The sequence below is a fragment of the Tamaricihabitans halophyticus genome (genome assembly GCF_004340875.1).
GTDB lineage: Bacteria > Actinomycetota > Actinomycetes > Mycobacteriales > Pseudonocardiaceae > Tamaricihabitans > Tamaricihabitans halophyticus.
In genome coordinates this window covers 1-24,235 of sequence record NZ_SLXQ01000001.1, presented here as the reverse complement: position 1 = coordinate 24,235, position 24,235 = coordinate 1, and the positions used below count along the sequence as shown (strand labels likewise).

The following is a 24,235-nucleotide window of genomic DNA, read 5'->3' as shown; positions in this document are numbered from 1 at the left end:
CAGGTGAGTTGTGTGGTGGTCGCTGGGCATTCGGTGGGGCGATCTGGAACTATCGACAGCGTGGCCGGCAGCGATGCAGATGACAGGGCGGACAAGCTGTCCCTGCTTCTGATTGTCATCACCGTGGTCAGCGCACTCGTCGTAGTTGGCGTGTGGCTGATCGGCCCTGGCTTGCTCGGACTCGGTAACGACGCGCAGACGCGCACCGTGACGGCCACCGTCACCGAACCGGCACCCTGCGGTTCGCCGGATGCCAGCGAAACGGTCGAGCTGACGCTGGACGGCGAGCAACGCGAGGCGGTTTACAGCGCCTGTGGGCACCGCGAGGGCGAGGAACGCCAGGTCGCGGTGCCGATTCAGCCTGGTCCCGGTCAGCTCGAGGTGTTTGACGCCTCCGCGGAAGCTGGACAGGGCGGCCTTGGCCGGCCGGTGAGCCTGGCGCTGCTCGCGCTCAGTTGTGTCGGAGGCGGGCTGTTCGCCAACGCGATGGCGACCAAGGGGGCTCGGTCACGGGCCAAACCCAACACCGCCTGAGCCCGCCAGTGACATTCCGTGATCGCGTTCTTTAAGGTTAGCGCGCGTGGAGCGCGCCCGAAGCCGTTAGGCGACGGTGTCCGGGTCGGCGGCGAAGGTATTGCAGTCGCCCGTGGCGTTGCGCTCGTAACCGTGGTTCATCCACGCGCCGTTGTTCTGGGGTGTTCCGTGATCCCTCGGCCGACCGGTCTCCGGGTAGTCCCCGCGCTGTGCCGCGTCCTCGAGCGATTCGCGCGCCATATTCGTGTCCACCGATCCCTGCCCGGTCAGCGCGCCCATCGCCATCCCGCCGAAGCAGCTCGCCTGTAGTTCGGCCCGCCGGGACAATTCGAGACCCTGCGCCGAGCTGTCCCCGACGTCATAGCGCTCCTGGTGCATCTGGGGCAGGATCCCGGCAAGCCACTGCACGTGGTGGCCGTACTCGTGCACAAAGGTGGAGACATACCGGCCGGGGTAGGGGCCGATCTGCTCGACCTGCGAGTAGTAGTTGGCGGTCATGTAGATGGTCAGATCGTCGCCGCAGTACCGGGCTACGTCATTGCCCGGGATCGTGCCGCATTTCGACTCCGTGTCGTTGGTGATGGTGACCAGATTCGGCGACTCGAAGGGCAGGTTGGCCTGGCGCAGTACCGGCGCCCATATCTCGTTCAGGCAGGGCAGCATCGCGCGGTAGAAAGCGTCCTGGCTGGCCGCGTCGGTGGCGAAACGCGGGAGCTCGCAGGCGTAGCCCTCGAGCCCGAGCTGGCTGAGCACGAGCGGGTTGTCCGCGGTTTCGAATACCTGCGTTGGTCCCTGCTCGGTGGTTTCCGTTGGTTCCTCGGTCGTGGGCGCGGCTTCGGTGGTGGTCGGTGCCGCCTCGGTCGTCGTGGTCGGCGTGTCTTCGGTCGTCGGTGCTGGTTCGGTCGTGTTCGGGGTGGTGTAGGTCGGCTCGTAGGTTGGTTCCGTTCCCGAGCTGTAGCTCGTGTCACTGGTCCGGCTGGCCGAGTTCAACCCGGCCGCGACCGCGATTCCCCCGACGACCAAGACGAACACCGCGGCGATAGCCGTCGCGACGACCCCGCCGCCACTGCGCTTGGGCAGGCTGGCCGTTGGGTAGCCGTAGATCGGATGCGGTCTGCCCCAGCCGCTCGGGTACCCGCCGTAGTGGCCGCCGGGTTGGGTGCGCTGCGGCGTCGAATATCCCGAGACGGGCATTGCCCGTGGCGGTGGCAACGGGCGGTTGCCGGGTGGCGGCGTCACCGGCTGTGCGGCTGGCGGTGGCCCGACCGGTTGTGGCCCGACTGATTGTTGCGGAGTGACCGGTCGCGCGGGTCCGGCCGGCTGGTGCCGTCCGTAGGGCGTAGCGCCCTGCCGTGGCGGTAGCGGCCGAGCCGCTGGGGGTGGTGCCACCGGGCGCGGAGGCGGTGTCGGGCGATACCCACCGTTGCCGCCGTAGCCTCCATGCGGAGGTGGTTGCGTCATCGTGCGGATCCCCCAGACCCCGGTCGCAACCCCGAAGGTGTGAGCACTCGGGGCAAATGGTTCGTTTCCCAGCGGATCATATGGGGTTCCCGCTAGAGTGCGGGGCCGTGTTGACCAAATTGGGTATTCGGTTACCCGCTGTCCTGTTCTGCGCGCTGCTCGCCGGCGTGAGCCTCGGCGGAATCGCACAGGCTGAACCACCATCTCCGGCGCCCTATCCGGCCGACGTCGGCGACCGCGATGCGGACGCCGCGCGACCACACGGGCACGACTCGCCCGAGGAACTCGCCGGCGGGCTGAACCAGCAGACCGCCAAGGTCAACATCGATGTGCGGCTGAGGCTGGAGCAGGACGGCGCGCTCACGGTCACCGAGCGGATCAACACACCGGAAGGCACCGCGCTGAGCAAACAGGTGCCGCTGCGGGTAGCGACCAGCGATACCGAGGATCGCGTCTACCAGGTACGCGATGTGACTACCGAAGGCGCCGCGGAGGCGGGGGTCGCCGATGACGCGCTGCGGATCAGTAGCTCGGGCGGTCCGGCCACGGTGCGCTACACGGTGCTTGGCGCGGTCGCCAATCTCGCCGGGCACCAGGAGATCCGCTGGCGGCTGGCAAGCGGCTGGGACCAACCCGTGGACGCCGTCACCGCGTCGGTGAGCACGCCGAACGCGCCGACGTCACCGAACTGCCTGGCAGGGCCGGTTGGTTCGACAACCCAGTGCACCCGGGCGGTGCTGGAACACACCGGTGGGCTGGTCATCACGCAGGACGGCCTCGCGCCAGGCGAGCGGATGGACCTGTCGGTGAGCCAGCCGGCGGGCACCGTACCGGCCAATGCCGAGTTCGCCACGGTTGCCACCCTGGCCACCGCGTTCGCGCTGACCGTGCCTTCGGTTGTCGCGCTGATCGCCGTGGCGCTGGTGCTGCTTGTCGGGCTCGTCCTGGTGCTGCGCGCCCGGCGGCGGGATGCCGCAGCGTGGCAGGGCCCCGCTCCCCAGGTTGACGTGCTGCTTTCGGACGGCCAGCGGGTCGTGTTCGCCTCTCCGGACGGCGTGCTGCCCGGCCAGGTTGGCACCGTTACCGATGAACATGTGGACGTTGTGGACGTCACCGCGACGGTGATCGACCTCGCGGTGCGCAACTACCTGTGGATCGCCGAGACCGTTGGTGCGGACGGCCTTGCCGACTGGCAGCTGTCCCGCCGGAACGCGCCGGACGAGCAGCTGCACGAGTACGAGCGGGCGGTCTACGAGGCGTTGCTGCCCCAGGGGACCGAGCAGGTGCTGCTTTCCGAACTGCGCGCGCGGAGCAACCCGGTTCGACTGGACACCGTCCGCGCCGCGCTGTATTCGGATGTACTGCGCCAGGGTTGGCTGGCAAGGGATCCGCAGGCGACCAGCCGGCGCTGGCTTTGGCTCGGCGGCGGGATCGCCGCGTTGGGGGTGCTTGGTGCCCTCGCGCTGGCGCTGACCGTCGGGCACGCGTTGACCGGCGTCGCGGTACTTCTGCTTGGCCTCGGCGTGCTGCTTGGTGCGAACCTGCTGCCGGCGCGGACCGCGCGCGGTAGTCAGCTGGTCCGGCAGATGCGTGGCTTGCTCGACTATCTGCACACCGCCCGCGCGACCGATATTCCAGCGGCCGACCGGGAAATGGTGTTCTCCCGAGCTCTGCCGTACGCCGTGGTACTCGGCGAAACCTCGCACTGGCTGACGCAACTTGGTGAGGTCAACCCGAGCGACAACGGGGTCCCCGGCCTTTACTGGTTCGGTGGCTCCGAAGGTGAGGAGAACCTTGGCCGGTTTTCCGGACATTTCCCAGCCTTTGTCGCGGCATTGGACGGGGTGCTCGCCGAGTCCGGGCATGTGCGTTCGCTGCGACCTGCCGAGGAGTCTGCGCCAGCTCCGGTGGCTGGTTAGCGCCCGGTGAACGCAGCGACCACCCCGCTCCAACGTGCGGTAGCCAACCCGTAGGCTCGGGCCATGGCCGCACCGGAGCTACATAAGCTGACGCTGGACAACGGCCTGCGCGTGGTGCTCGCGCCCGATCCCACGTCACCGGTGGTCGGCGTGAGCGTGCACTACGACGTGGGCTTCCGATCGGAACCGGAAGGCCGGACGGGTTTCGCTCACCTGTTCGAGCACCTGATGTTCCAGGGCAGCGAAAGCCTGGAAAAGCTTGCGCATTTCCGGCATGTGCAGTCCAGCGGGGGGATGTTCAACGGTTCCACGCATCCGGACTACACCGACTACTACGAGGTCCTGCCGGCCGCAGGCTTGGAACGCGCACTGTTCCTTGAGGCAGACCGGATGCGCGCACCCCGGCTGACCGAGGAGAACCTTGCCAACCAGATCGACGTGGTCAAGGAAGAGATCCGGCTGAACGTGTTGAACCGCCCATACGGCGGGTTCCCGTGGATCTACCTTCCGCAGGTGCTCTACCAAACGTTTCCCAACGCGCACAACGGTTACGGAGATTTCACCGATCTCGAAAAGGCCACTGTGGACGATTGCGCGGCCTTCTTCGACACCTTCTACGCGCCGGCGAACGCGGTGCTCACCGTCGCCGGCGACATCACCGTGGACGGTGCGCGGACGCTGATCGAGAAACACTTTGGCGATGTGCCAGCGCGTTCCGCGCCAGCGCGCAAGGATTTCTCCGAACCCGCGCCGCAGCGCGAACTCCGGCAGGTCCATCCGGACCCGCACGCCCCGCTGCCTGCCTTCGCGGTTGGCTACCGGATGCCCGATCCCGTGAACGACGTGGACAGTTACCTCGGCTATCTGGTGCTCGCCGGCTTGCTGACCGAGGGCGACGGTTCCCGGCTGCAGCAGCGCTTGTTGCATCGCGAGCCGCTGGCCACCGAGGTTACCGCCGGCGCGGGGCTCTTCGGGCCATTCGAGGCGCGCGATCCGGATACCTTCAGTATCACGGTGGTGCACGCGCCGGGAGTCAGTACCGATCATCTGCTTGGCGTCGTCGATGCCGAGCTGGCTGCCATCGCGGAAACGCCGCCGGACGAGCAGGAGCTGGCGAAGGTCACGGCGCGGTGGGCGGCGAGCCTGCATCGGGAACATGACCGGGTCATGAGTCGCACGCTTGGTCTGGGCAGCTTCGAACTGCTCTACGCGGATGCCGGGTTGATCTACGAGCTGCCCGAGCGGATTTCCGCGACCACACCAGCGCAGGTCGCCGCCGCGGCGAAAGCCCTGCGCCCTGATTCCCGCGCGGTGCTCACCGTTGAGCCAGGTGCCGGCGACGCTGGCCAGGAGGACTGAGGATGAACGCAGCACACCGTACGGCCGAGCAGATCGGCCGCACCGACCGCGGACCGAGGGAGTTGCCGTCGCTGAGCGAGCAGCGCGCGGCCGCCGAACTGAACTATGTGGACACGGTGCTCGCCAACGGGTTGCGAGTGCTCGCCGTCCGGCTAGCCACGGTACCGATGGTCGAGCTGCGCCTGCGGATCCCGTTCGCCGGTACCGGTCAGGGCTACGCGGCGCGCGCCGAGGTGCTGGCGAACACGGCGCTGACCGGGACCGCGAAGCGCGACCGGATCGCGGTGGACACCGATCTCGCGTTGATCGGCGGCGAGTTGGATACCCGTGTCGATCCCGAGCGGTTGCGGTTTTCCGGGAGTTCGCTTTCCAGCGGGTTGCGCACGCTGCTCGACGTGCTCGGCGATGCGCTGGTCTCCGCAAGCTATGCCGAGGACGAAGTGGAGCGCGAGCGGGACCGGTTGGTGGAACGGCTCGCGGTGGCGCGCTCGCAGCCGAGTGTGATCGCCAGGGAAGCGTTGCAGCGGCGGCGCTATGGGGATCACCCGTACACCAAGGAGATCCCGCACGCCGAGGACGTCGCCGAGGTAACCGCCGAGCAGGTGCGGGAGCTGCACAAGAACTCCGTGGTGCCACGCGGCTCGGTGCTCATTCTGGTCGGCGACATCGATCCGGAGCGCGCCGTGGCCGAGGTTGGCGATGTGCTCGGTGCCTGGACCGCGGACCGCTCGGCGCCGGAGCTGCCGGTACTCGCCGATGTGGTTGGTGGCGATCTGCAGCTGGTGCACCGGCCGGACGCGGTGCAGTCGCAGCTGCGGCTGTCCGCGCGCGCCGTTGGTCGAACGGATCCCAACTATCCCGCGTTGCAGTTGGCGAATCTGGCTTATGGTGGTTATTTCTCTTCGCGCCTGGTGGAGAACATCAGGGAAGACAAGGGATACACCTACCACGCGCGTTCCGCGCTCGAGTTCAACCCGTTCGGGGCAAGCTTGCTTGTCGAGGCGGATACCGCAAGCGAGGTAACCGCGGCCGCGTTGCTCGAGATGCGCTACGAGTTCGGCCGGCTGGGCCTGGTGCCGCCGTCAGAATCCGAAGTGGACGATGTGCGGCAGTACGCTATCGGCGCGTTGCTGACCTCCACCGCGAACCAGCCGGGGCTAGCCAGCCAGTTGGACGCGCTGACCGCCGTCGGACTGGATCCGGAGTGGCTGCGCGCGCATCCTGGTCGGCTGGCCGAGGTCACGACCGAGCAGGTTGCCGAGGCGGCAAGGGAGTTCTTCGCGCCGCGTAGGTTCACCGGGGTGATCGTCGGCGATGCCGACCTGCTCTGGGACGCATTGGACTCGCTTGGCGGTGCGCAGTTGCCATGAGCTCGGTGCCCTTCCAACTCGGTGCGGTTCCCACGCTTTCCCGGTCCACTGTGGTCAGAGACGAGCAGCTGCGTCAGGATGCGGAGCGGCTTACCGCGCAGTGGAATGATTCCTGGGTTGTCGTGGTGGACAAGCTCGGCCGGACACCGGTCAGGGACGGCGGTGGCTCCCTCGCGCTGCGTCCTGCGGCGGAGTTCGGCAGTGCGCCGCCGGCGGACGTGGTACTGCTTGGTGAACAGGATGGTGTCGCGTACTGGGCCACGCACGGCAGCGACGATGCGCCGGTTGATCTCGCGGAGTTCGGGCGGCGCGGTTGGGATCCACCCGCACCAGGGGACGGCGAGACCTGGGCTGACCTGCGTGGGGTTGGCGCCGTGCTGGACGACACCTCGGCGGGGCTGTTGACCACCGCGGTCGCGTTGTTGCACTGGCACCGGCGTGGTCAGCACTGTGCCCGTTGTGGCGGCGAGGTGCGGCGAGTGTTCGCCGGTTGGGCGACGCAGTGCCCGAACTGCGGCAATGAGGAGTATCCGCGCACCGATCCGGCGGTGATCTGCCTGGTGCACGACGATGCGGGGGTCAACGGCGAACAGGTATTGCTGGCCAGGCAGCCGAGCTGGCCGGCTGGCCGGTACTCGGTGCTCGCCGGTTTCGTTGAAGCCGGCGAATCGCTGGAAGCCTGTGTGGTGCGGGAGATCCGTGAAGAGGTCGGCGTGCATGTGGACAACGTGCGGTATCTGGGAAGTCAGCCATGGCCGTTCCCACGTTCGCTGATGCTCGGGTTCGCCGCCCGCGCTAGCCGGGCGGAGGAGCTGGTGTTGGCCGATGGCGAGATCGCCGAGGCACGGTGGGTGTCCAGAGCCGACGTTCAGGAGGCGATCGAGGCCGGTGGCCGGACCGACAAGATCGGCCTGCCCGGTGGGTCATCGATCGCCCGCCTCATGGTGGAGGCCTGGGCCGCCGCCGACTAGTACCCGCCCAACCGCATTCTTCAGGGATCTTGCGGTAGCTGCGAGCGGTGGTCAGCCATGACTGGCTCGTTCTGGTGGGATCTGCTCATCGGCATCGCGGCCGCGCTACTGCTGGCTTGGCTAGCTCTCGTCCTCGTGTTGCTTGTCATTCGTCCGCGCGGGGGCCTGCTGCGCGAAGCGGTGCGGTTGCTCCCCGACGTGCTGCGTCTGGTCCGTCGACTTGCCGCGGACAAGAATCTGCCACGCGGCGTCCGTGTTCGGCTGGGTCTGCTGATGGCCTACCTTGCCTTCCCGATCGACATCATTCCGGATTTCCTGCCGGTACTGGGCTACGCCGACGACGCCATCATCGTCACCGCGGTACTCCGTAGCGTCGTTCGCCGCGCTGGCCTCGACGCCGTCCGTGTGCACTGGCCGGGCACCGACGACGGATTCGCCGCTCTCGCCCGCCTCACCGGCCTGCACCGAACCGCCGAGTGACCGCTGCGCGGCCCGACCGCGCTGACCAACGGGCGGGCCGAGTTGCGTCAGTGTTTTATGCAGTCTAGTATGCATAAAATGAGACGGGAGGTCAGATGAGAATCTGCTTACTACGTAGTACTTGTGCCAACGGCAGAACGTGTCCCAATATCAACATCAGCGATCGTGGTACGTATGTCATCCAAGGCTACGAAGTACCTGGTGATTGTGGGACACCGCAACAAGGCGTGGTTGAGGTTCCGTTGAGATTGTTGCCTGAATTGGCCGGGCGAGCTGCTTGCGCGGACATCCGCTTCACCGGATACGGGTCCGTGCTCTTGCGCGGCGACCAGGTGGATGATCCGGTGGTGCTGGCTGAGCTCGATCTGCCAACTGGTGAGTCAGCGGTCGAGATCAAAACGTCACGATTGCCGGAACTGGCAGGGCTCCATGCTTGATGAAGATCAGCTCGGTGAGTACATTGACCGGCACTTTGTTAGCACTCTGTTCCGGCTAGAGACCCTGTCGCAATACTCAGTAGATTCAGATGGTGACGACTATCTTAGGTATCTGGCGGGTGAAGCGGAGCCAGTAAACAAAACGTGGCCGGACGTCATTCGTGATGAGGTATCCCGGGGCCTTATTACTTATCGCGTGCACGTCGTTAGCTCGCCGCTCACGGACTACTTACGGTACCAATTCGAATGGGGCTACGCGTACAACGCTGCTGCCGGTGAGCGCATTCGTATATTGGATGTGACCGAGCGCGCCAAGCCTCCAGAGGTGGTCAACAAGGATTTCTGGCTCATTGGTGACGAGCACCTGTTGCTCATGCACTACATGTCTGATGGTGCGTTTCGTGGGGCTACAATCGCGGAGCCGGAACTGTTGCCGCAGTACACAGCGGCGCGGGACGCGGCGTGGACGGCAGGTGTGGATTTCGCCGAGTACTGGCTGCATCACCCGCAGTACTGGCGGGTCAGTTCGACATGAGCCAGAAGGGATTGGATGAGGGAGCCGGAGAACTCGCTGTCCGCCACCTTGCGATCACTCCGTAAGGCGGCGGGACTATCGGGCGCCGCCGCGGCCAAGCGGGCCGGCCTGACTCAATCCAAGGTATCCCGCACGGAGACCGGTGCATTCATGCCTACCGTGCAACAAGTTGAAGCGTTGTGTCTTGCCTACGACGCGCCGGCTAGCGTTCGGCGCAGGCTTGTTCGGATGGCGCATGAACTGAGCGAAACCCGCATTTCTGCCCAGGTCGAGCTCGAACGTGGTGGCTGGCTACTTCAGGAACGAATTGGACGCGTAGAGGAGTCTGCCGAGCGGATTCGAAGCGTCGGCGCCCTGATGATTCAAGGGTTGCTACAGACGGAATCTTATATGCGCGCGCTGTTCGGTGATTCGCTAGCCGCCGAAGATCTGGATCGCACGGTGGCCGCCCGCGTGTCTCGGCAACAGCTCCTTGATACGGATCGCCACTTCACTTTTGTTCTCGCCGAAGGTGCCGTTCGATGGAATATGGGCGGCAGCGCAGTAATGATCGCTCAGCTGGATCGCATCATCGAAGAGTCACGGCGAGATAACATCGACATAGGCGTTGTTCCGTGGACGACACCGGTGTTCGTCCCGTTGCTGCACTCGTTCGAGATATACGACTCACGTGCTGTCTTATTTGGTACACAGACGGCGACTGCGCTGGTTACCGACGCCACGGAAGTCGGAAGCTACGAAAATCATTGGGCTGAGCTGGACTCGTATGTCTCGTTTGGTGACGAAGCGCGCGAGATAATAGCGCGGGCACGACAAGACTATATGACCTTATCTTGATGTTCTTATAGTGCTCGACTTGAATCGTGCAGTTTATGTTTTGCTGCGCAAATAAATTCCATTCTTATGACAGTTTGAGGTGATCGCTGTGTGCCGAGTTCCGCGTTGGATGGTTTATCCGGGCTATCCGGATGTGTTGAGTAGGGTTGAGCCGTGGCCGGAGGAGTCGCCTTTTGGTAGTCGGCAATGGATGGTTTCGCGGGTTGGTCCGAAGCTTGCGCATTGGATCCCCGATGGTCATGGGTTTCAGCCGGGGGTGTCTGGTGTGCAGCGTGGTTGGCGGGCTCTGTGTGGTGTGGTCTGCTCTCCGGCGTGGGACGTTTCCCAGGAGGATCTTCTCGTTCGGTTCGAGGTTTGTGGGGAGTGTCGCGCCGCGCAGACGAGTCCACGGTGACCGCGTTCTTTAGGGTTAGCGCGTTATCGGGTAGGCGGTGTTAGAAGAGCCAGCCGATCGGCAGGATGATTGCCAGCCCGACGACCGAGATCAGGGTCTCCATCACTGACCAGGTCTTGATGGTCTGCCCGACGGAAAGCCCGAAGTACTCCTTGACGAGCCAGAACCCGGAATCGTTGACATGCGAGAAGAACAGCGATCCGGCGCCAATGGCCAGCGCCAGCAGTGACGTGTGCAACGGATCCATTCCGGCGGTGAGCTGTACGACCATGCCGGACGCCGAGATCGTCGCGACCGTCGCCGAACCGGTCGCCAGCCGGATCGCCACCGCGATCAGCCAACCAAGCAGTAGCGGATCGATGTTCGCGTCCTGGGACAGCCCCACGATCAGGTCCGCGAAACCCGCGTCCACCAGGATCTGCTTGAGCCCGCCGCCGGCACCGACGATCAACACCAGGCCGCCAATGGGCAGCAGCGAATCGGCGATGGACCGGTCGATCCTGCTGAGCCCGAAGCCAGCCCCACGGCCAAGGGTGAACATGCCGACCAGTACCGCGGCAAGCAACGCGACCAGCGGGTCACCCACGAAGTCCAGTACCCTGCGTACCGTGTCCTGCTCGTCGAGCAGCATCGCGGCGATCGCCTTGCCGAGCATGAGCACGACCGGCAGCAGCACCGTGAACAGCGTCGCGGCAAAACTGGGCCGCCGCGTGGAATCATCCTCTTTGGACTCAGGAACGAGCGCATCGGGCGGTGCCGCATCGACCCACTTCGCCGCGAGAACCGAGAACATCGGCCCAGCGATCGCAACCGTGGGGATAGCGACCAGAATGCCGAGGCCAAGCGTCAACCCGAGATCGGCATTCAACGCGTCCACGGCCACGAGCGGCCCGGGATGCGGTGGGACCAACCCGTGCAACACGGAAAGCCCAGCGAGCGCGGGGATCGCCAGCCGCATCATCGGTTGCCCGCTGCGCCGCACGATCAGCAGCACCACCGGAACCAGCATCACCAGGCCGATCTCGAAGAACATCGGCAAACCGATCAGCGCGGCAACGCCGGCAAGCGCCCAGGGCAGGCCCCGACCGCGCGCCTTGGTCAGGATCGTGTCCACGATCTGATCCGCTCCACCCGAATCGGCGAGCAGCTTGCCGAGCATCGCACCAAGCGCGATCAGCGCCCCGACCCCGGCGATTGTCTCGCCCAACCCGGCCGTGAAGCTCTCCACCAGCATGTCCACCGGCATCCCGGCGACCAGCCCGATCACCCCGGAGCCGAGAATCAGCGCCAGAAAAGGGTGCAGTTTGAATTTCGTGATCAGCACGACCAGCACCGCGATACCAAGCAAGGTGGCGCCGGTCAGCTGCCATTCGTTGATCTCGGCCGGGGCGGCGAGGGTCATTGGTCTGTCTCCTTCGCCCGAGCGGTAAGCGCGTCCAGCGCGTCCGTCACGATCTGTCCCGGGCTCGCCGCGAGATCGGCGACCATGCCCGGTTCTCCTGGCTGCAGCGGTTCCAGATCGGCGAGCTGCGAATCGAGCAGCTCGGGTGGCATGAAATGTCCACTGCGGTGTCGCATCCGGTCCGCGATCAACTTTCGGTCGCCGGCCAGGTGCAGAAACCAGACATCGGCCGAGGCGTCGATCAGCAACCGCCGGTACTCGCGTTTCAACGCCGAGCAGGTGACCACGCCGCCGTCCCGCATGCCACGCTCGCTGATCCAGCCGGCCAGCGCGCGTAGCCACGGCCAGCGGTCCTCATCGGTGAGTGGGTGGCCGCCGCGCATCTTGGCGATGTTCGCCGGTGGGTGAAACTCGTCGGCTTCCGCGAACGGCACGTTCAGCCGTTCCGCCAGTAGTGTCGCCACGGTCGATTTGCCGGACCCGGATACGCCCATCACCACGATGACCGTCTCGGTCGCGTGCGGCACGGCGTCCTCCCGCTGGCGTCTGTTGCCCGGCGGCGACAAGTGAAGCGTATTTAGTAGTACTTATTCAAGAGTTATGTCAAAATTAGTCGTACTTTTTAGATGATCTTGGCTCGTGCTCGGGCATGCGCCCAAGGAAGGTGGATATGCAGGGCATTTCCGGCGATGCGCTCGACCGCCTCGGTGGCGCGATCGTGACCGGGGCATATTCGCGGGGCCAGGTACTGCGCAGCGAGGAACTGGCCGAATGGCTGGGGGTATCGCGCACCGTGGTGCGCGAGGTGGTTCGGGTGCTCGAATCGATGGGTATGGTGGCCGCGCGCAGGCGAGTCGGGATCACCGTGCAACCCAGCGCGAACTGGGATGCCTACAACCCGCAGCTGATTCGCTGGCGGCTGGCCGGCGACGGCCGGCTGGACCAGCTGCGGTCCCTTGCCGAGCTGCGCGGCGCTATCGAACCGATGGCCGCTCGGCTCGCCGCGCAGCGGGCGACCGCGGAGCAGTGTGGCGAGTTGATCGGTGTCGCGATGCGCATGGTGAGCACCGCGAAATCACGTGACCTAACCGCGTTTCTCGCGCACGATATCGACTTCCACCGCACGGTGCTCGCGGCCTCGAACAACCCGATGTTCCAGCAGCTACACGAGGTTGTCGCGGAAGTCCTCAGTGGACGAACGCACTATCACCTGATGCCGGACGAGCCGTTGCCGGACGCGGTTCGTTGGCACACCGAGGTGGCCGAAGCGATCAGCTGCGGCGAGGCGGACCGGGCCGAGCGAGCCATGACGGCAATCGCCGACCAGGCCCTGATCGAGATGACCGACCTGCTCGCCGGCCAAACTGGCTAACGTTGCTCGCTCGGCGCCTGGTACGGCGCGGCCGCGCGCTGTGCCGCGTGCAGCAACGCCGGCTTGAACTGTGGCCAGTAGTAGTCGGTGGCACACGAGTATTCCGGCAGGAAACCGTTGCACGATCCACTGTCCACATCGCCCAGTTCGATGGTGAAACCGGGCACGCCGAGCTTGTCGTAGAGCCAGTCCTCATGCGCGCCGGACGCGTCGTAAAGTAGCTCGCCTGGTTGGCCGGACTGGTAACCGAGAATATCGCCGAGTTCGCCACCCAGCCTGCGCAGCCCCTCGTCGTTACCGGTCTGCACCGCGCTGTCGTGCCCCCAGGGGAACAGCACCATGCCGGCGACGCTGTGCAGGGTGATGAACACACCGGTGGTGTCCGCCGGCGCGGCCGCGGAGTCACCGTCATCCCGCTTATCCGGGTACAGGTCGGTGAGCAGGCCCTGTAGTGCGGTGTTCTCCACTTCGGAGTTGGCCTTCGGGCCGAGATACGTCTGGTCACACGGGTTCTGCGAGACCCCGCTCTCGCCCCAGTAGCTGTCGTTGTTCCGGTTCAGATCAATGCCGATCTGACTGTTCTCGCCGCCGGTGCAGTCGGCGCCGTTCGTGTCGTTCGCGTTCTTCCGGTGCAGCACCGGGTTGTCGCCGCCCTGCGCGACGATGTCCACCCCGTCCGGATTCGCTACTGGAACGACCCAGATCTCCGTGGTGTCAAGGAGTTTGGTGATCGCGTCATCCGAGCCATAGGAGTTCACCAGGTGGTCGATCCACTGGTAGGCGACCTCGCCAGTGGCGATCTCCCTGGCATGTGCCTGCGCCATCAGGAAGAACCGTGGCTTCGGGGCGTTCGGGTCGCGTGCGCAATCCCCTTCGGCGAGCTTGGTGATGCAGATGGCACGCAGATCGTGACCGCCGTTACCCGTCGTCTTGCGCCAGGACTCACCGTATGTTTCCAGTTTGGTCAGTTCCGGATGCGCCGCGGCGACCTCGTCCAGGTGCGCGTACTGCGCCGCCGGTGTGTGGTACCCGCCGTAATAGGTGTCCTGGTTGTTCGCTCGCTGCCCGCCGCCGGGAGCCCGCACGGTTTCTTCGAGCGAATTGGCGAATCCGGCCCTGCGGAGCCGATCCGATTCGGCGGCATCACCGACCACGAAGAGGTCATCGCCAGCGCGGTCCTCAACCAGATCGAAGCCGGCGCCCTGCAGCTCATCGGCCCGATCCGCGGCGTCGTGGACCCGGTAGATACCAGGGCCATCGGCTTCCGGGGTGGCTTGCTGGCCAGCCGCCGCGGGGGTGAGCGCGCCGAGGCCACCCGCGATGAGCAGGGCGGTGGCGATGGCGAGGGCCTTGTGCCGTCGTCTGGTGGACATCTGCTGCCTCCTCGCTGTCGAGCGAGCCACCGAGGTTAACGGGTTTCGTGGTACTCGGTAACCCTCCGTACGTCGGGTCTCGGTGCTCGGGGCAGTTGTGGGCGCGATAACCTCGCGGTACCAAAACGGACTGCGGAACGGAGCCTCGGGTGAGCGCGGGACGCGCCATGGGACTGTTGCTCGGCGTCGCGGCGGATACCGCGCTCGGTGATCCACGCCGCTGGCACCCGGTGAGTGCGTTCGGGCGGATGGCACAGGCCGCGGAACGCGCGGGTTACCGGGATAACCGGCTGGTCGGTGCCGGATACGCGGTGGTGCTCACCAGCCTGCCCATCGCCGGTGGGCTGGCCGTGGAGCGGTTGACCAGGCACAGCCCCGTCGGGCAGGCCGTCAGCACCGCGCTGGCCACCTGGGTGGCGCTTGGCGGCGCGAGTCTCGCCGCCGAAGGCACCGCGATGGGCAGGGAGCTGGATGCCGGCGAACTGGACGCGGCACGGGATCGGCTACCCAATCTGTGCGGTAGAGATCCGAACGCACTGGACAACCGAGGTCTGGCGCGGGCTTCGGTGGAGTCGGTCGCGGAGAACACCTCGGACGCGGTAGTCGGCCCACTGTTCTGGGGTGCCGTCGCCGGAGTTCCCGGTGTGCTCGGCTACCGCGCGGTGAACACATTGGACGCGATGGTCGGGCACCGCTCGCCGCGTTATCTCCGCTTCGGCTGGGCGGCAGCGCGACTGGACGATCTGGTCAACCTGTTGCCCGCGCGGTTGTCCGCGGCGCTGACCGTCAGCGCGGCCCCGGTGGTCGGTGGTTCCGCGCGCGGCGCGTGGGATGCCTGGCGGCGCGATGCGGCCGCGCATCCGAGCCCGAACGCGGGGCAGGTGGAGGCCGCCTTCGCCGGGGCGCTTTCGGTGCGGCTCGGCGGTCGAACGAACTACCGGCACGGGGTCGAGGACCGGCCGGTGCTCGGCGATGGACGCAATCCCGACTCCGGGCACGTCACCCGCGCTGTCGAACTATCCAGGGTGGTCGGTGCCCTCGCGGGCGGCGTAGCGGTAGCCATCGCGGGGACGCGGGCGCTGTTCCGCGCGCGGCGCAGGCGCGCACGCTAGCTGTCGCCGAGCGCCGTCACGGGCCGAAGGCGTTCCCGGTGGCGATCTTGGGCCGGCCAAGCGGTGGATGTGGGCGCAGCCAGGTTCGGCGATAGACGGCCTCGGTGGCGACCGCGATGCCGGTCCAGTCGAAATCATCGCGCAGCCGGCTTTTCGCCAGCCGCGCACGCCCGGCCGCCGCCTCCGGGTCGTCAAGCACCTCGCGAACCGCCGAGGCAAGGCCAGCCACATCGCCGGGCGCGAAGGCCAATCCGGTGCGGCCGTGCCGCACGACCTCGCCGAGCCCGCCGGCGGTGGACGAGACCAGTGGCGTCTGGGCCGCCGCTGTCTCCAGCGCCACGATGCCGAACGGTTCGTACCGGCTGGGCAGCACGACCGCGTCGGCCGCGGCGACCACCGCGGACAGCGTGTGATCCGGCAGATGGCCGACGAAATCCACCGAGCGCAGCAGCTTCGCGCGGCGTGCCTGGTCAACCAGCTCGTTCAGGTGCCGGCCTTCGCCGGCCACCACCAGCCGGGTGCCCGGATGGCTGCGCCGGATCCGGGGTAGCGCGGTGAGCAGGTCCTGCACACCTTTCTCGTACTCGAGTCGACCGAAGAACAGCAGTAGCGGCGCGGTTCCCCTGCCGTGCCGCGCCCGCATCGCGGCCACCTCATCCTGCGGCACTTCCCAGTCGGTGTGTTCGATCCCGTTGTGGATGACGTGAATATCGTCCTCGCTGAGCTCGAACAGCTGTGCGACCTCGGCGCGCATCGCGGCCGAGCAGGTGATCACCTCGTCCGCGCGGTTGGCCAGCCACCATTCCACCGAGTGCACCTGCTGATTCAGCGGATGCGAGAGCCAGCCGCTGTGCCTACCGGCTTCGGTGGCGTGCAAGGTGCTCACCAGCGGCACATGCGCGGCCTCGGCAAGCGCGATCGCCGGATGCGCGACGAGCCAGTCGTGCGCGTGTACGACATCCGGACGCCAGTTGGCGATCAGCGAATTGCCCGCGCGGACCATCGCGTGCCCCATGGCCAGCGTCCAGGCCACCAGATCCCGCTCGAACAGTAGGTGTGCGGGATCCTCGGCGACCCGGATGATCCGCACGCCGTCCGCGACGGCATCGGTGGTCGGATGGGTCTGCGCATCGGTTCCGGCGGTGTGCCTGCACAGCACCACAACCTCGTTGCCCTGGCGGGCAAGATAGCGCGCAAGCGCTTGCACATGCCTGCTCAGACCACCGACGACTACCGGCGGGTACTCCCAGGACAACATCAACACGCGCATCGAGTCGATCCTTGCACCTCGGAAAAGATTCCACACTGCCGGTATGCCTAACGATTCGACCGAGTCGCGGTTGCCGTCGGCACGATCGTGCTGGCTTTTCGTCCTTACTCGCCCACGATATGAGACAGTCGTTGGCGGAGGGAGTGGGTGCCAATGCCAGTCTGGGGATGGATCGCCATTGGTGGCCTGCTGGTCGCACTGTTCCTCGGCGCGCTGCTCAAACAGCGCAGGGAACGCAAGATTCGTCAGGGTCTGCGTGCGTCGTCGGGTATGTCGCTCGGTGAGCTGGACGCTCGCCGAGCCGAAGAAGTGCGCAGGGTGGATCCGATGGGCGTGCTGAACCATCGACCGGATCCGGGAGGCGGCGGACCGTAGCGCCACCCGGTCGGGGCAACGACAAGTCTCTGATTGCCGGGCACGGTTGGTACTCGTGTGGGCACGGCGGTCGGGGCGCCGGTATGTGCCGCTGGTCGCGGGCATACTGGGTTTCGTGCTTGCCGTCGGACCGGGCGCGAACGCGGATTCGCGACCGCTGGAGGAGTCGAAGCCCGAGCCGTTGACAACGCCGTGGACCGCCGACGTTGATCCGGATGCGGTACTTCCGGAATACCCACGACCACAGCTGGTCCGCGCGCAATGGCGCAACCTCAACGGGAGCTGGCAGTACGAGCGGGCCAGTGATCCGCAACCGCCGTTCGGGCGAACACTCGCCGAACGGATCCTGGTGCCGTATCCACCGGAGTCGATGCTTTCCGGGATCGAACGGCACGACGATCGCATGTGGTACCGGCGTAGCTTCGAGGTCCCGCCGGACTGGGCCGGCCAACGGTTACTGCTGCATTTCGGCGCCGTCGACCAGGAAGCCACGGTGTGGGTGAACGGCCAGCGGGTGGCCACGCATCAGGGTGGATACACCGCGTTCCAAGCAGACATCACCGACGCCCTACGCGGATCCGGCCCGCAGGAACTGATCGTGGGCGCGGTGGACCGCAACGAACGCGCGCCTTACCCGGTCGGCAAGCAGCGCGACGACCCCGGCGGCATCCTCTATCGGGGTAGTTCCGGAATCTGGCAGACGGTCTGGATGGAACCCGTTCCGCAGGCGTCGATCGACGCGCTCGAACTCGAACCGGACGTAGCAGGCGAGGCGTTACGGGTACGGGTGCGGGCAACCGGGGTGACCGAGGAACGGGCGGAGATCGTGGTGCGCTCGCGGGATGGCACGGTGCGCGCGCGGGGCGAGGCGGTACCGAACGGCGACCCGAGCGCGCTTTCGCTGCCGGGGGCACGGTTGTGGACGCCAGAAGATCCGTACCTTTACGACGTGACCGTGCGGCTGGTGGAGCCTGATGGTGCGGTCGGCGACAAGGTGTCCAGCTACGCCGGGATGCGCTCGATCGAGCTGCTTTCGGATGATGCTGGCCGGCAGCGCATCGCATTGAACGGCAAGATCACTTACCAGCACGGACCGCTTGACCAGGGCTACTGGCCTGATGGTGGGTACACCGCGCCGACCGATGAAGCGCTGCGCTTCGACCTCGAGCAGACCAAGAAGCTTGGTTTCAACATGATCCGCAAGCATGTGAAGGTTGAGCCGGCTAGGTGGTACTACTGGGCGGACCGGCTCGGCTTGCTTGTCTGGCAGGATATGCCGTCGCTGCCGGTCACATTGGACGATCCGCCAGGACCGCAGCCACCGCCGGGGGAGCGTGCGCAGCGGAATTTCGAACGTGAGCTGGCCGATCTGATCGAGCAGCTGTACTCGGTTCCGTCCATTGTGGCGTGGGTTCCGTTCAACGAGGGATGGGGCGAGTTTGATACCGCACGGGTATCCGACTGGGTCAAGTGGATCGACCCAGCGAGATTGGTCGACGCGAACAGTGGCGTGAACTGCTGCCATTCGCATCCGGACAGTGGGGCTGGCGATATCTACGACGACCACACCTATGTCGGGCCGGGAGACCCGGACCCCGATCCGGATCGGGCGATCGTGGATGGCGAGTACGGCGGGCTGGGGTTGGTCGTGCCAGGTCATCTGTGGCCGGGGGAACCGCAGGCCTACGAGATGACCGAGAGCCGGGTCGCGTTGCTGCGCAGGTACCGCGAGCTGACCGACGATCTGCTGGGGGTGATCGGCGCCAAGGGCCTTTCCGCATCTGTCTACACGCAACTGACCGATGTGGAGAACGAGGTCAACGGCTTGTTCAGCTATGACCGCAGAGTCCGGAAGTTCGACGAGTCCTCGTTGCGCGAGGTCAACAGCACCATTCTGGATGCGGGTACGCCGTCAACCGGTTCGTAGTCCCCTCGCGTCCAGCTGGCCGAACGGCCCGTCCACGCGGCGCAGCCACGCGGCAAGTTCGGCTGCTCGCTCGTTCTCGCCAGCACGCAGTAGGTCGATCAACTCGGTGCACCGGTCGGTGTGCTGCGTGGCGCGCCGCCGTGCGTAGTCCGCCGCGGACTCCTTGGTCACCATGAAAGCCCAGTCGCTGGACAGCGCGAGGAGTCCTTCGCGGACGATCTGGTCGATGGTCGGATCGCGCAGCGTGCCGAGCTTGTCGTCGACAATGGACAGAATGGCGCGTTGCAGTTCTGCCCCGGTGTCAACCATGTCGGACACTTGAGCGCCGTCCCATACCCGCCAGTCCTTCCCGGACCCCCAGGAGGATGCCGGCAGGTCAACGGGGGCGCCCTGATGGCCCGCGGCGAGCGCGCCGCGCAGCGTGGTTACCCGCACACCTGCCTCCGGGAGGGCGCGCAGTACGTCGGCCAGCCACTGCGGTCCCTCGTGCCACCAGTGCCCGAACAGTTCGGTGTCGTACGCGGCGATCACCAACCCGTTCTTGCCCTGCTCGGCGCGAATGCGGCGCAGTTTGCGCACCACGGTGCGCACGAAGTCGGCGACGTGTTCGGCGCGCGCCTCGGCGGCGAGCGCGGGGTCGTAGGGCTTCTTGTCCGCTGGTTCGATGTGCTTTCCGGTCACCCGCGCGGGCTTCAGTCCGGTCGGGTGATCCCAGGTGTGGAAATCGCGGTACGCGGGATGGCCTGGGTAGCCGGCCTTCGGGGACCACACCCGGTACGTGACATCCAGGTCACGGCCGAAGCAGACCACGCCCGAGTCGCCGACCTCGTGCGCCTGTGCGGTTTCGCCGCGCAGCGCGGGACCATCGACGAGGAACCGGCGGACACCGGCGGCGGCGTAGTCGTGCTCCATGCCGGGGGCGTAGCCGCATTCCGGTGCCCAGATCCCCGAGGGGGCATTACCAATCCGCAGTGCGGTATCGGCAAGTCCGGTGCGTAGCGTGAAACCGCGCAGCCGTGGTTCGAGTAGCGGCTGGAACGGATGGCTGGCAGGGCCGCCAAGCAGCTCGATCGCCTGACTGTCCACAAGCGAGCGCAGTACCGGGGAGAATCCGTGCTGCCACTTGGTTTCGAACAACGCGAGTGCGTGGTCGGCCGCGCGGTACTCGGCGCTGGCCAGCTCCCGCAGGAGTGGGTCAGCGTGGCGGAACCGGTCGGCCGCGTGCTGGGCGCGTAACTGCCAGGTGCCCAGCCAGTCATGACAGGCCCGCAGGCAGTACGGATCGTCCAGCTGGGCGGCGAGGATCGGCGTCACGCCGAGGGTCAGGATATCCCTGCGCCCCTCGGCGGCCAGGCGTTCGAGCAGCTCGATCACCGGCAGGTAGGAATGCGCCCATGCCTGGTAGAGCCATTCCTCGCCGACTGGCCAGCTGCCGTGGTGCGGTAGCCAGGGTAGGTGGCTGTGCAGGACGAGACAGAAGGTGCCTTCCTCGGTCACGGGCGCACCGCCACGGCGATCAGGTCGAGGCTGGCCTCGAGCTCCCGGTCGTGGATGTCGAAGCCGGCGGTGTCGATCGCCGCCACATCGGCGAGCAGTTCGGGCGGCCACGGCGCCTGGCCGGGAAGATGATCGAGGACGACGTCCAGCTGTGCCTGGATGACCGAGCCGCCGTAGCGCTCGTCCAGCCGGCGCACCGCGGCGCCATGGTGCAGGCCGAGTAACCGCTCGGTCTGAAACCCCGCTTCGGTGAGTAGGCCGGCCAGCTCCGCCGGGGCGAGTTCGCGGGTGTGGTACGGATTCAGCGGGGTGTCTCGACCGGGCGAGAAGGTGATCCGGTTCGGCGTGCTGACCAGCAGTCGCCCGCCCGGCCGGAGTACCCGGAAACATTCCGCGAGGAATCCCGCCTGGTCCCACAGGTGCTCGATCACCTGCAGATTCGCCACCACGTCCACGCTGTGCGCGCGTACTGGCAGGAAGCCGAGGTTTCCGCGAACCGGGGTGAGCGCCGGATAGTTCACGGCGATATGCGTGGTGCTCGGCTCGTCGTAGTCCAGCGCGAGTACCTGGTCGGCGACCTCGGCAATCCGGTGCGCGCCGTAGCCCTCGCCGCAGCCGGCCTCCAGGACGACCGGCCGGGCGCAGTAGGGCAGCAGGTACTCGTAGGCGGCTTCATGCCGGCGAAACCAGTAGTTCTCCGCGGGGACGTCGGGCACGGTCCGCTCGCCGGACAAGTGCAGCGTGACTTCCTGCCCGGTGGTGTTGGGTGACACTCGCGGCTACTCCTGGGTCGAACGATTTCGTACCACGTTACTTCAGGAGGAAAGCCTGCCGCGCCCAGTGACCGCCGGATGTATACGACTACGCGTCGCTAGCGACCTGGTCGGCCCCAGTGGTTGCGCCGCAGATGGCTGGCGAGGCGCCGGTTCGCGGTGTGTTGATCTGGCCCGACGATCAGCGTGGGGCAGCGCGGGCACTCACGTGTGGCCAGCACGGGATCGGGCTGGGCGGGACTGGTTGTGGCGAGCCACCGCTGAACCAGCCCGGCTAGCCGAGCCATCGACTATCGCCCTCAATGAGGTCACCGTCGGCGAGATCAACTTTTCTGACCGGTGGCCAGCCGTGCGCTTCGTCCATGACCACCCGAACCCGCTGCGGGTGAGGCGGAGTTGCGGCGCGGGCGAACCCGCGTATCGCCAGTAGCCCGAGCACCAGCAGCGCCGCGACGGCCGGCGTGATGAGCCAAGCTGGCATCACTCGTCGCCGTCCGGTTCGTCGTCCACCGGTCCGTTGCCGTCGAAATCAACCACTGTTCCGTCTTCCCTTACGTACCAACTCATATCGGCTCCCGTTCTGGACGTAGCGAACAAGGCAGCGAGCCGCGAGCGGCGGTCTTGATGCCGCGCCAACAGGCGTTGGACTGGCGCGCGCCGATGATTCAGCTCGCCATGTCATCGTCAGAGAAATATGAGAAACATACAAGAAACACATCCGTGTTTCACCCGAACAGGCGGGCAGTGTTGGAGATTCACTCGAATGCGAGATGCGGTGATGTGAAAATTGTCGAGATGATTCCCAGGGGTCAACAGTCAGAGTTGGAGGTTCAGATGGAAGCGATTTTCTTGGGGACTACCTCGGACAAAAATGCGTGCCCGACCTTGTGGGCGACTGATCGAGACACCCTACGTCGTGCAGGGCACGATCGTCACTGACGCAGAGATTCTTGCAGTGGTGCGGCAACATAGCGGCAACGGCATGTCCAGTCACATGGCCGTCATCGAGGTTCCCAAAGAGCTACTTTCGTTCGCGCCAGACGGAGGGTGCCGGACCCTGTGGGCAACCGACAAAGGTACCTACCTCGTGCTGGGCACGGTCGTCACTGATGCCCATGTGCTCGCTGAGGTGCGGAAACGGAGCGGCAATGGCATACCAGACTATGAGACCGTCATCGAGGTTCCGAGGGAGCTGCCCGGGCGGGAGGCAACGGTTTGACGTGGTCCACAGGCAAAGCCGACTCGCTCCCCGGCGCGTTGGCCGGCATCACTTCGAGCTCATGGCGCTGGGAATGCCAGGGCGACTACTCGGCCATTGATGCGAAGCTGTTGCAGAGATGGCGGGACGGACTCGGGCGCGACCCTGGCGACGATCGCGCTTGGGTCGACTACATCCAAGGGTTACGTCGTCGTGGTATCTCGTTTGAGCGGGCACGGTTACTCACGGATCCGCTTACTGAGTACCTGCGGTGTCAACTCGATGTCGCGTACATGAACGTGAACGCGGGAGAGGACATCCGGTGGGTCGGCGAATCAACGGCGGGTGAGTTGGCCATGCCCGACTACGACTACTACTTGATCGATGACGGCCGCGTCGTCGCTCTGGATTTCGCTGCTGATGGGACACTTGCCGGGATTCACGTCAGCGCCGATGCGGAGGTGGTGGCCCAGCACCGGCGCTGGCGTGATTTGATTTGGCCGCACGCGGTACCGCACGAGCAATACCGACAACGTCATCGATGACCAGTCGCACCGGAAGGTCACGTGGTTGAGCACTGAGCAGCGCCGAATCGGCTTAGCTGACCGGCTTGCTGTGCTCTTGTCATCTTCTGGCATGTCCGGTCGTCGATTTGCGAAGGCAGCTGGTTGGCAACCGAGCAAGGTCTCGAAGATCTTGAACGGCAAGCAGGCCGTCACCGATGTCGATCTACTGACCTGGTGTCAGGTCACTGGAGCCTCGGACGACGAAACAGAGCAACTGCGTGCCACACTGCGTTCGATCCGCACGGATGAAGCCCGGTGGGTTCGGCAACTCGCTGCCGGCCATCGGGCCCTCCAGGATGAAATGGCGTCATCCGAACAGGCAGCGACGCACATCCGGTCGTTCGACCTCGCATTGATTCCCGGGCTGCTACAAACAGCGGAGTACGCGCGTAACGTGTTCCTCTCGCTTGCCACGCTGCGCGGGACCGTGCGTGACGTGGACGAGGCCGTACGAGCGCGGATGCAGCGCCAGAATGTGCTCTACGACTCTGGCAAGACCATTGAACTGCTGACCTCTGAGTTTTCGCTGCGGTGTCCGGTAGGCAGTCGATCGACAATGGCGGCGCAGATCGACAGGCTGCTCGCGCTCGAAGGGCTGCCGGCAATACGGTTCGGCATAATCCCACTCAATGTCGAGTACCCGTTGCCGCCATTGCACGGGTTCACCATCCTGAGTGGACATGTACTTGTCGAGACTCTTCATCGCGAGGCGTCCACCGAAGACCCGGATGATGTGGTGCTCTACGAGCGCATCGCCGAGCAACTGTGGTCCGTTGCGGTGGAAGGTGACGAGGCTAGGGCAGTGTTGCGTCAGGTGGCGGCGGAGCTTCGTGCCAGCGGGTGATTCCAGTTGTGGGTAGTAGTGGCTGCCAAGCCAGATCACGGCGTTTTCCGTCGACCGATACGAGTTCAACGTGCCTTTGGCGGCTCGGTTTACATACCAGGCCCGCCGCGCCCGGTGACCGCAAGATCCCTAATTGTATTGATCTGGGAGGTTGGGTACGCGTGTGGTGGGTGGGCCGCCGATGCTGGTGTGGCCGCGGTGGTGATTGTAGTAGTGCAGCCAGGGGGTG

24 protein-coding genes are annotated in these 24,235 nt (G+C 65.8%); 16 read left to right on the top strand and 8 right to left on the bottom strand.

Annotation, left to right across the window (positions count from 1 at the left end):
• Positions 1 to 60: 60 nt before the first annotated feature.
• Positions 61 to 534, top strand: coding sequence for a hypothetical protein (locus tag EV191_RS00120; protein WP_132874747.1), 474 nt, complete (start codon positions 61 to 63; stop codon positions 532 to 534).
• 66 nt (positions 535 to 600) lie between these two features.
• Here the strand turns inward: EV191_RS00120 and EV191_RS00115 are convergent, their stop codons facing one another.
• Positions 601 to 1,728: a neutral zinc metallopeptidase gene (locus EV191_RS00115; protein WP_165912768.1), complete on the bottom strand. Its 1,128-nt coding sequence runs from the start codon at positions 1,726 to 1,728 to the stop codon at positions 601 to 603.
• 374 nt (positions 1,729 to 2,102) lie between these two features.
• Here EV191_RS00115 and EV191_RS00110 point away from each other — a divergent pair, with 374 nt between their 5' ends.
• From EV191_RS00110 to EV191_RS00075, 8 genes are all read left to right on the top strand, one after another.
• The gene (locus tag EV191_RS00110; RefSeq protein ID WP_243658655.1) at positions 2,103 to 3,914 is read left to right on the top strand and encodes a DUF2207 family protein; all 1,812 of its coding nucleotides are present in this window, start codon (positions 2,103 to 2,105) and stop codon (positions 3,912 to 3,914) included.
• 63 nt (positions 3,915 to 3,977) lie between these two features.
• A complete protein-coding gene (locus tag EV191_RS00105) occupies positions 3,978 to 5,273 on the top strand; it encodes a M16 family metallopeptidase (RefSeq protein ID WP_132874743.1) in 1,296 nt (431 codons plus the stop codon).
• A 2-nt stretch (positions 5,274 to 5,275) separates the two neighbouring features.
• The gene (locus EV191_RS00100; RefSeq protein ID WP_132874742.1) at positions 5,276 to 6,643 is read left to right on the top strand and encodes a M16 family metallopeptidase; all 1,368 of its coding nucleotides are present in this window, start codon (positions 5,276 to 5,278) and stop codon (positions 6,641 to 6,643) included.
• Positions 6,640 to 7,614 carry an NAD(+) diphosphatase gene (gene nudC, locus EV191_RS00095; RefSeq protein ID WP_132874741.1) on the top strand — a complete coding sequence of 325 codons (975 nt, stop codon included), beginning with the start codon at positions 6,640 to 6,642 and terminating at the stop codon, positions 7,612 to 7,614. The genes EV191_RS00100 and nudC overlap by 4 nt, the downstream gene beginning before the upstream one ends.
• A gap of 57 nt (positions 7,615 to 7,671) precedes the next feature.
• Positions 7,672 to 8,094: a YkvA family protein gene (locus EV191_RS00090; RefSeq protein ID WP_132874740.1), complete on the top strand. Its 423-nt coding sequence runs from the start codon at positions 7,672 to 7,674 to the stop codon at positions 8,092 to 8,094.
• Between the two features lie 227 nt (positions 8,095 to 8,321).
• Entirely contained in the window at positions 8,322 to 8,531 is a 210-nt protein-coding gene (locus EV191_RS00085) for a hypothetical protein (RefSeq protein ID WP_132874739.1), read from the top strand.
• The gene (locus EV191_RS00080; protein WP_132874738.1) at positions 8,524 to 9,066 is read left to right on the top strand and encodes a DUF6879 family protein; all 543 of its coding nucleotides are present in this window, start codon (positions 8,524 to 8,526) and stop codon (positions 9,064 to 9,066) included. Before EV191_RS00085 ends, EV191_RS00080 begins: the two co-directional genes overlap by 8 nt.
• A gap of 15 nt (positions 9,067 to 9,081) precedes the next feature.
• Positions 9,082 to 9,903 carry a helix-turn-helix domain-containing protein gene (locus EV191_RS00075; RefSeq protein ID WP_243658654.1) on the top strand — a complete coding sequence of 274 codons (822 nt, stop codon included), beginning with the start codon at positions 9,082 to 9,084 and terminating at the stop codon, positions 9,901 to 9,903.
• A 434-nt stretch (positions 9,904 to 10,337) separates the two neighbouring features.
• On the opposite strand, the gene EV191_RS00070 is transcribed toward EV191_RS00075, so the two are convergent.
• Both EV191_RS00070 and EV191_RS00065 read right to left on the bottom strand, forming a co-directional pair.
• A complete protein-coding gene (locus EV191_RS00070; protein ID WP_132874736.1) occupies positions 10,338 to 11,699 on the bottom strand; it encodes a GntT/GntP/DsdX family permease in 1,362 nt (453 codons plus the stop codon).
• On the bottom strand, positions 11,696 to 12,193 hold the full coding sequence (locus EV191_RS00065; RefSeq protein WP_132876023.1) for a gluconokinase: 498 nt from the start codon (positions 12,191 to 12,193) through the stop codon (positions 11,696 to 11,698). Before EV191_RS00065 ends, EV191_RS00070 begins: the two co-directional genes overlap by 4 nt.
• A gap of 176 nt (positions 12,194 to 12,369) precedes the next feature.
• Here EV191_RS00065 and EV191_RS00060 point away from each other — a divergent pair, with 176 nt between their 5' ends.
• Positions 12,370 to 13,071, top strand: a complete 702-nt coding sequence (locus EV191_RS00060) for a FadR/GntR family transcriptional regulator (RefSeq protein ID WP_132874735.1) — start codon at positions 12,370 to 12,372, stop codon at positions 13,069 to 13,071.
• Here EV191_RS00060 and EV191_RS00055 read toward each other — a convergent pair.
• Positions 13,068 to 14,444 carry a M14 family zinc carboxypeptidase gene (locus EV191_RS00055; protein WP_132874734.1) on the bottom strand — a complete coding sequence of 459 codons (1,377 nt, stop codon included), beginning with the start codon at positions 14,442 to 14,444 and terminating at the stop codon, positions 13,068 to 13,070. The two genes, EV191_RS00060 and EV191_RS00055, sit on opposite strands and share 4 nt — an antisense overlap.
• Before the next feature lie 149 nt (positions 14,445 to 14,593).
• Here EV191_RS00055 and EV191_RS00050 point away from each other — a divergent pair, with 149 nt between their 5' ends.
• Positions 14,594 to 15,556, top strand: coding sequence for a cobalamin biosynthesis protein (locus EV191_RS00050; protein ID WP_132874733.1), 963 nt, complete (start codon positions 14,594 to 14,596; stop codon positions 15,554 to 15,556).
• Between the two features lie 16 nt (positions 15,557 to 15,572).
• Here the strand turns inward: EV191_RS00050 and EV191_RS00045 are convergent, their stop codons facing one another.
• Entirely contained in the window at positions 15,573 to 16,826 is a 1,254-nt protein-coding gene (locus EV191_RS00045; protein WP_132874732.1) for a glycosyltransferase family 4 protein, read from the bottom strand.
• A 153-nt stretch (positions 16,827 to 16,979) separates the two neighbouring features.
• Here EV191_RS00045 and EV191_RS00040 point away from each other — a divergent pair, with 153 nt between their 5' ends.
• Together EV191_RS00040 and EV191_RS00035 are read left to right on the top strand one after the other, a co-directional pair.
• Positions 16,980 to 17,201, top strand: a complete 222-nt coding sequence (locus tag EV191_RS00040) for a hypothetical protein (RefSeq protein WP_132874731.1) — start codon at positions 16,980 to 16,982, stop codon at positions 17,199 to 17,201.
• A gap of 55 nt (positions 17,202 to 17,256) precedes the next feature.
• Complete coding sequence (locus EV191_RS00035; RefSeq protein WP_424565413.1) at positions 17,257 to 19,128, top strand: glycoside hydrolase family 2 protein; 1,872 nt, start codon at positions 17,257 to 17,259, stop codon at positions 19,126 to 19,128.
• On the opposite strand, the gene EV191_RS00030 is transcribed toward EV191_RS00035, so the two are convergent.
• The 3 genes from EV191_RS00030 to EV191_RS00020 form a co-directional block, all read right to left on the bottom strand.
• A complete protein-coding gene (locus EV191_RS00030; RefSeq protein ID WP_132874730.1) occupies positions 19,114 to 20,625 on the bottom strand; it encodes a 1,4-alpha-glucan branching protein domain-containing protein in 1,512 nt (503 codons plus the stop codon). The two genes, EV191_RS00035 and EV191_RS00030, sit on opposite strands and share 15 nt — an antisense overlap.
• A complete protein-coding gene (locus EV191_RS00025) occupies positions 20,622 to 21,398 on the bottom strand; it encodes a class I SAM-dependent methyltransferase (protein WP_132874729.1) in 777 nt (258 codons plus the stop codon). Before EV191_RS00025 ends, EV191_RS00030 begins: the two co-directional genes overlap by 4 nt.
• A 274-nt stretch (positions 21,399 to 21,672) precedes the next feature.
• Positions 21,673 to 21,879, bottom strand: coding sequence for a hypothetical protein (locus EV191_RS00020; protein WP_132874728.1), 207 nt, complete (start codon positions 21,877 to 21,879; stop codon positions 21,673 to 21,675).
• Positions 21,880 to 22,356: 477 nt separating this feature from the next.
• Here EV191_RS00020 and EV191_RS00015 point away from each other — a divergent pair, with 477 nt between their 5' ends.
• From EV191_RS00015 to EV191_RS00005, 3 genes are read left to right on the top strand one after another with little or no spacing between them, the layout of a single operon-like run.
• The gene (locus EV191_RS00015) at positions 22,357 to 22,617 is read left to right on the top strand and encodes a hypothetical protein (RefSeq protein WP_243658653.1); all 261 of its coding nucleotides are present in this window, start codon (positions 22,357 to 22,359) and stop codon (positions 22,615 to 22,617) included.
• Positions 22,614 to 23,141, top strand: coding sequence for a DUF6879 family protein (locus EV191_RS00010; protein WP_132874727.1), 528 nt, complete (start codon positions 22,614 to 22,616; stop codon positions 23,139 to 23,141). The genes EV191_RS00015 and EV191_RS00010 overlap by 4 nt, the downstream gene beginning before the upstream one ends.
• Before the next feature lie 25 nt (positions 23,142 to 23,166).
• Entirely contained in the window at positions 23,167 to 24,006 is an 840-nt protein-coding gene (locus EV191_RS00005; RefSeq protein ID WP_279388397.1) for a helix-turn-helix domain-containing protein, read from the top strand.
• Positions 24,007 to 24,235: the final 229 nt, after the last annotated feature.

Coding starts and splice junctions, on each gene's coding strand:
- EV191_RS00115 (WP_165912768.1), bottom strand. CDS start 1,728: ATGCCCGTCTCGGGATATTCGACGCCGCAGCGCACCCAACCCGGCGGC.
- EV191_RS00060 (WP_132874735.1), top strand. CDS start 12,370: ATGCAGGGCATTTCCGGCGATGCGCTCGACCGCCTCGGTGGCGCGATC.
- EV191_RS00065 (WP_132876023.1), bottom strand. CDS start 12,193: ATGGGCGTATCCGGGTCCGGCAAATCGACCGTGGCGACACTACTGGCG.
- EV191_RS00040 (WP_132874731.1), top strand. CDS start 16,980: ATGCCAGTCTGGGGATGGATCGCCATTGGTGGCCTGCTGGTCGCACTG.
- EV191_RS00090 (WP_132874740.1), top strand. CDS start 7,672: ATGACTGGCTCGTTCTGGTGGGATCTGCTCATCGGCATCGCGGCCGCG.
- EV191_RS00070 (WP_132874736.1), bottom strand. CDS start 11,699: ATGACCCTCGCCGCCCCGGCCGAGATCAACGAATGGCAGCTGACCGGC.
- EV191_RS00020 (WP_132874728.1), bottom strand. CDS start 21,879: ATGCCAGCTTGGCTCATCACGCCGGCCGTCGCGGCGCTGCTGGTGCTC.
- EV191_RS00075 (WP_243658654.1), top strand. CDS start 9,082: ATGAGGGAGCCGGAGAACTCGCTGTCCGCCACCTTGCGATCACTCCGT.
- EV191_RS00105 (WP_132874743.1), top strand. CDS start 3,978: ATGGCCGCACCGGAGCTACATAAGCTGACGCTGGACAACGGCCTGCGC.
- EV191_RS00100 (WP_132874742.1), top strand. CDS start 5,276: ATGAACGCAGCACACCGTACGGCCGAGCAGATCGGCCGCACCGACCGC.
- nudC (WP_132874741.1), top strand. CDS start 6,640: ATGAGCTCGGTGCCCTTCCAACTCGGTGCGGTTCCCACGCTTTCCCGG.
- EV191_RS00055 (WP_132874734.1), bottom strand. CDS start 14,444: ATGTCCACCAGACGACGGCACAAGGCCCTCGCCATCGCCACCGCCCTG.
- EV191_RS00080 (WP_132874738.1), top strand. CDS start 8,524: ATGCTTGATGAAGATCAGCTCGGTGAGTACATTGACCGGCACTTTGTT.
- EV191_RS00045 (WP_132874732.1), bottom strand. CDS start 16,826: ATGCGCGTGTTGATGTTGTCCTGGGAGTACCCGCCGGTAGTCGTCGGT.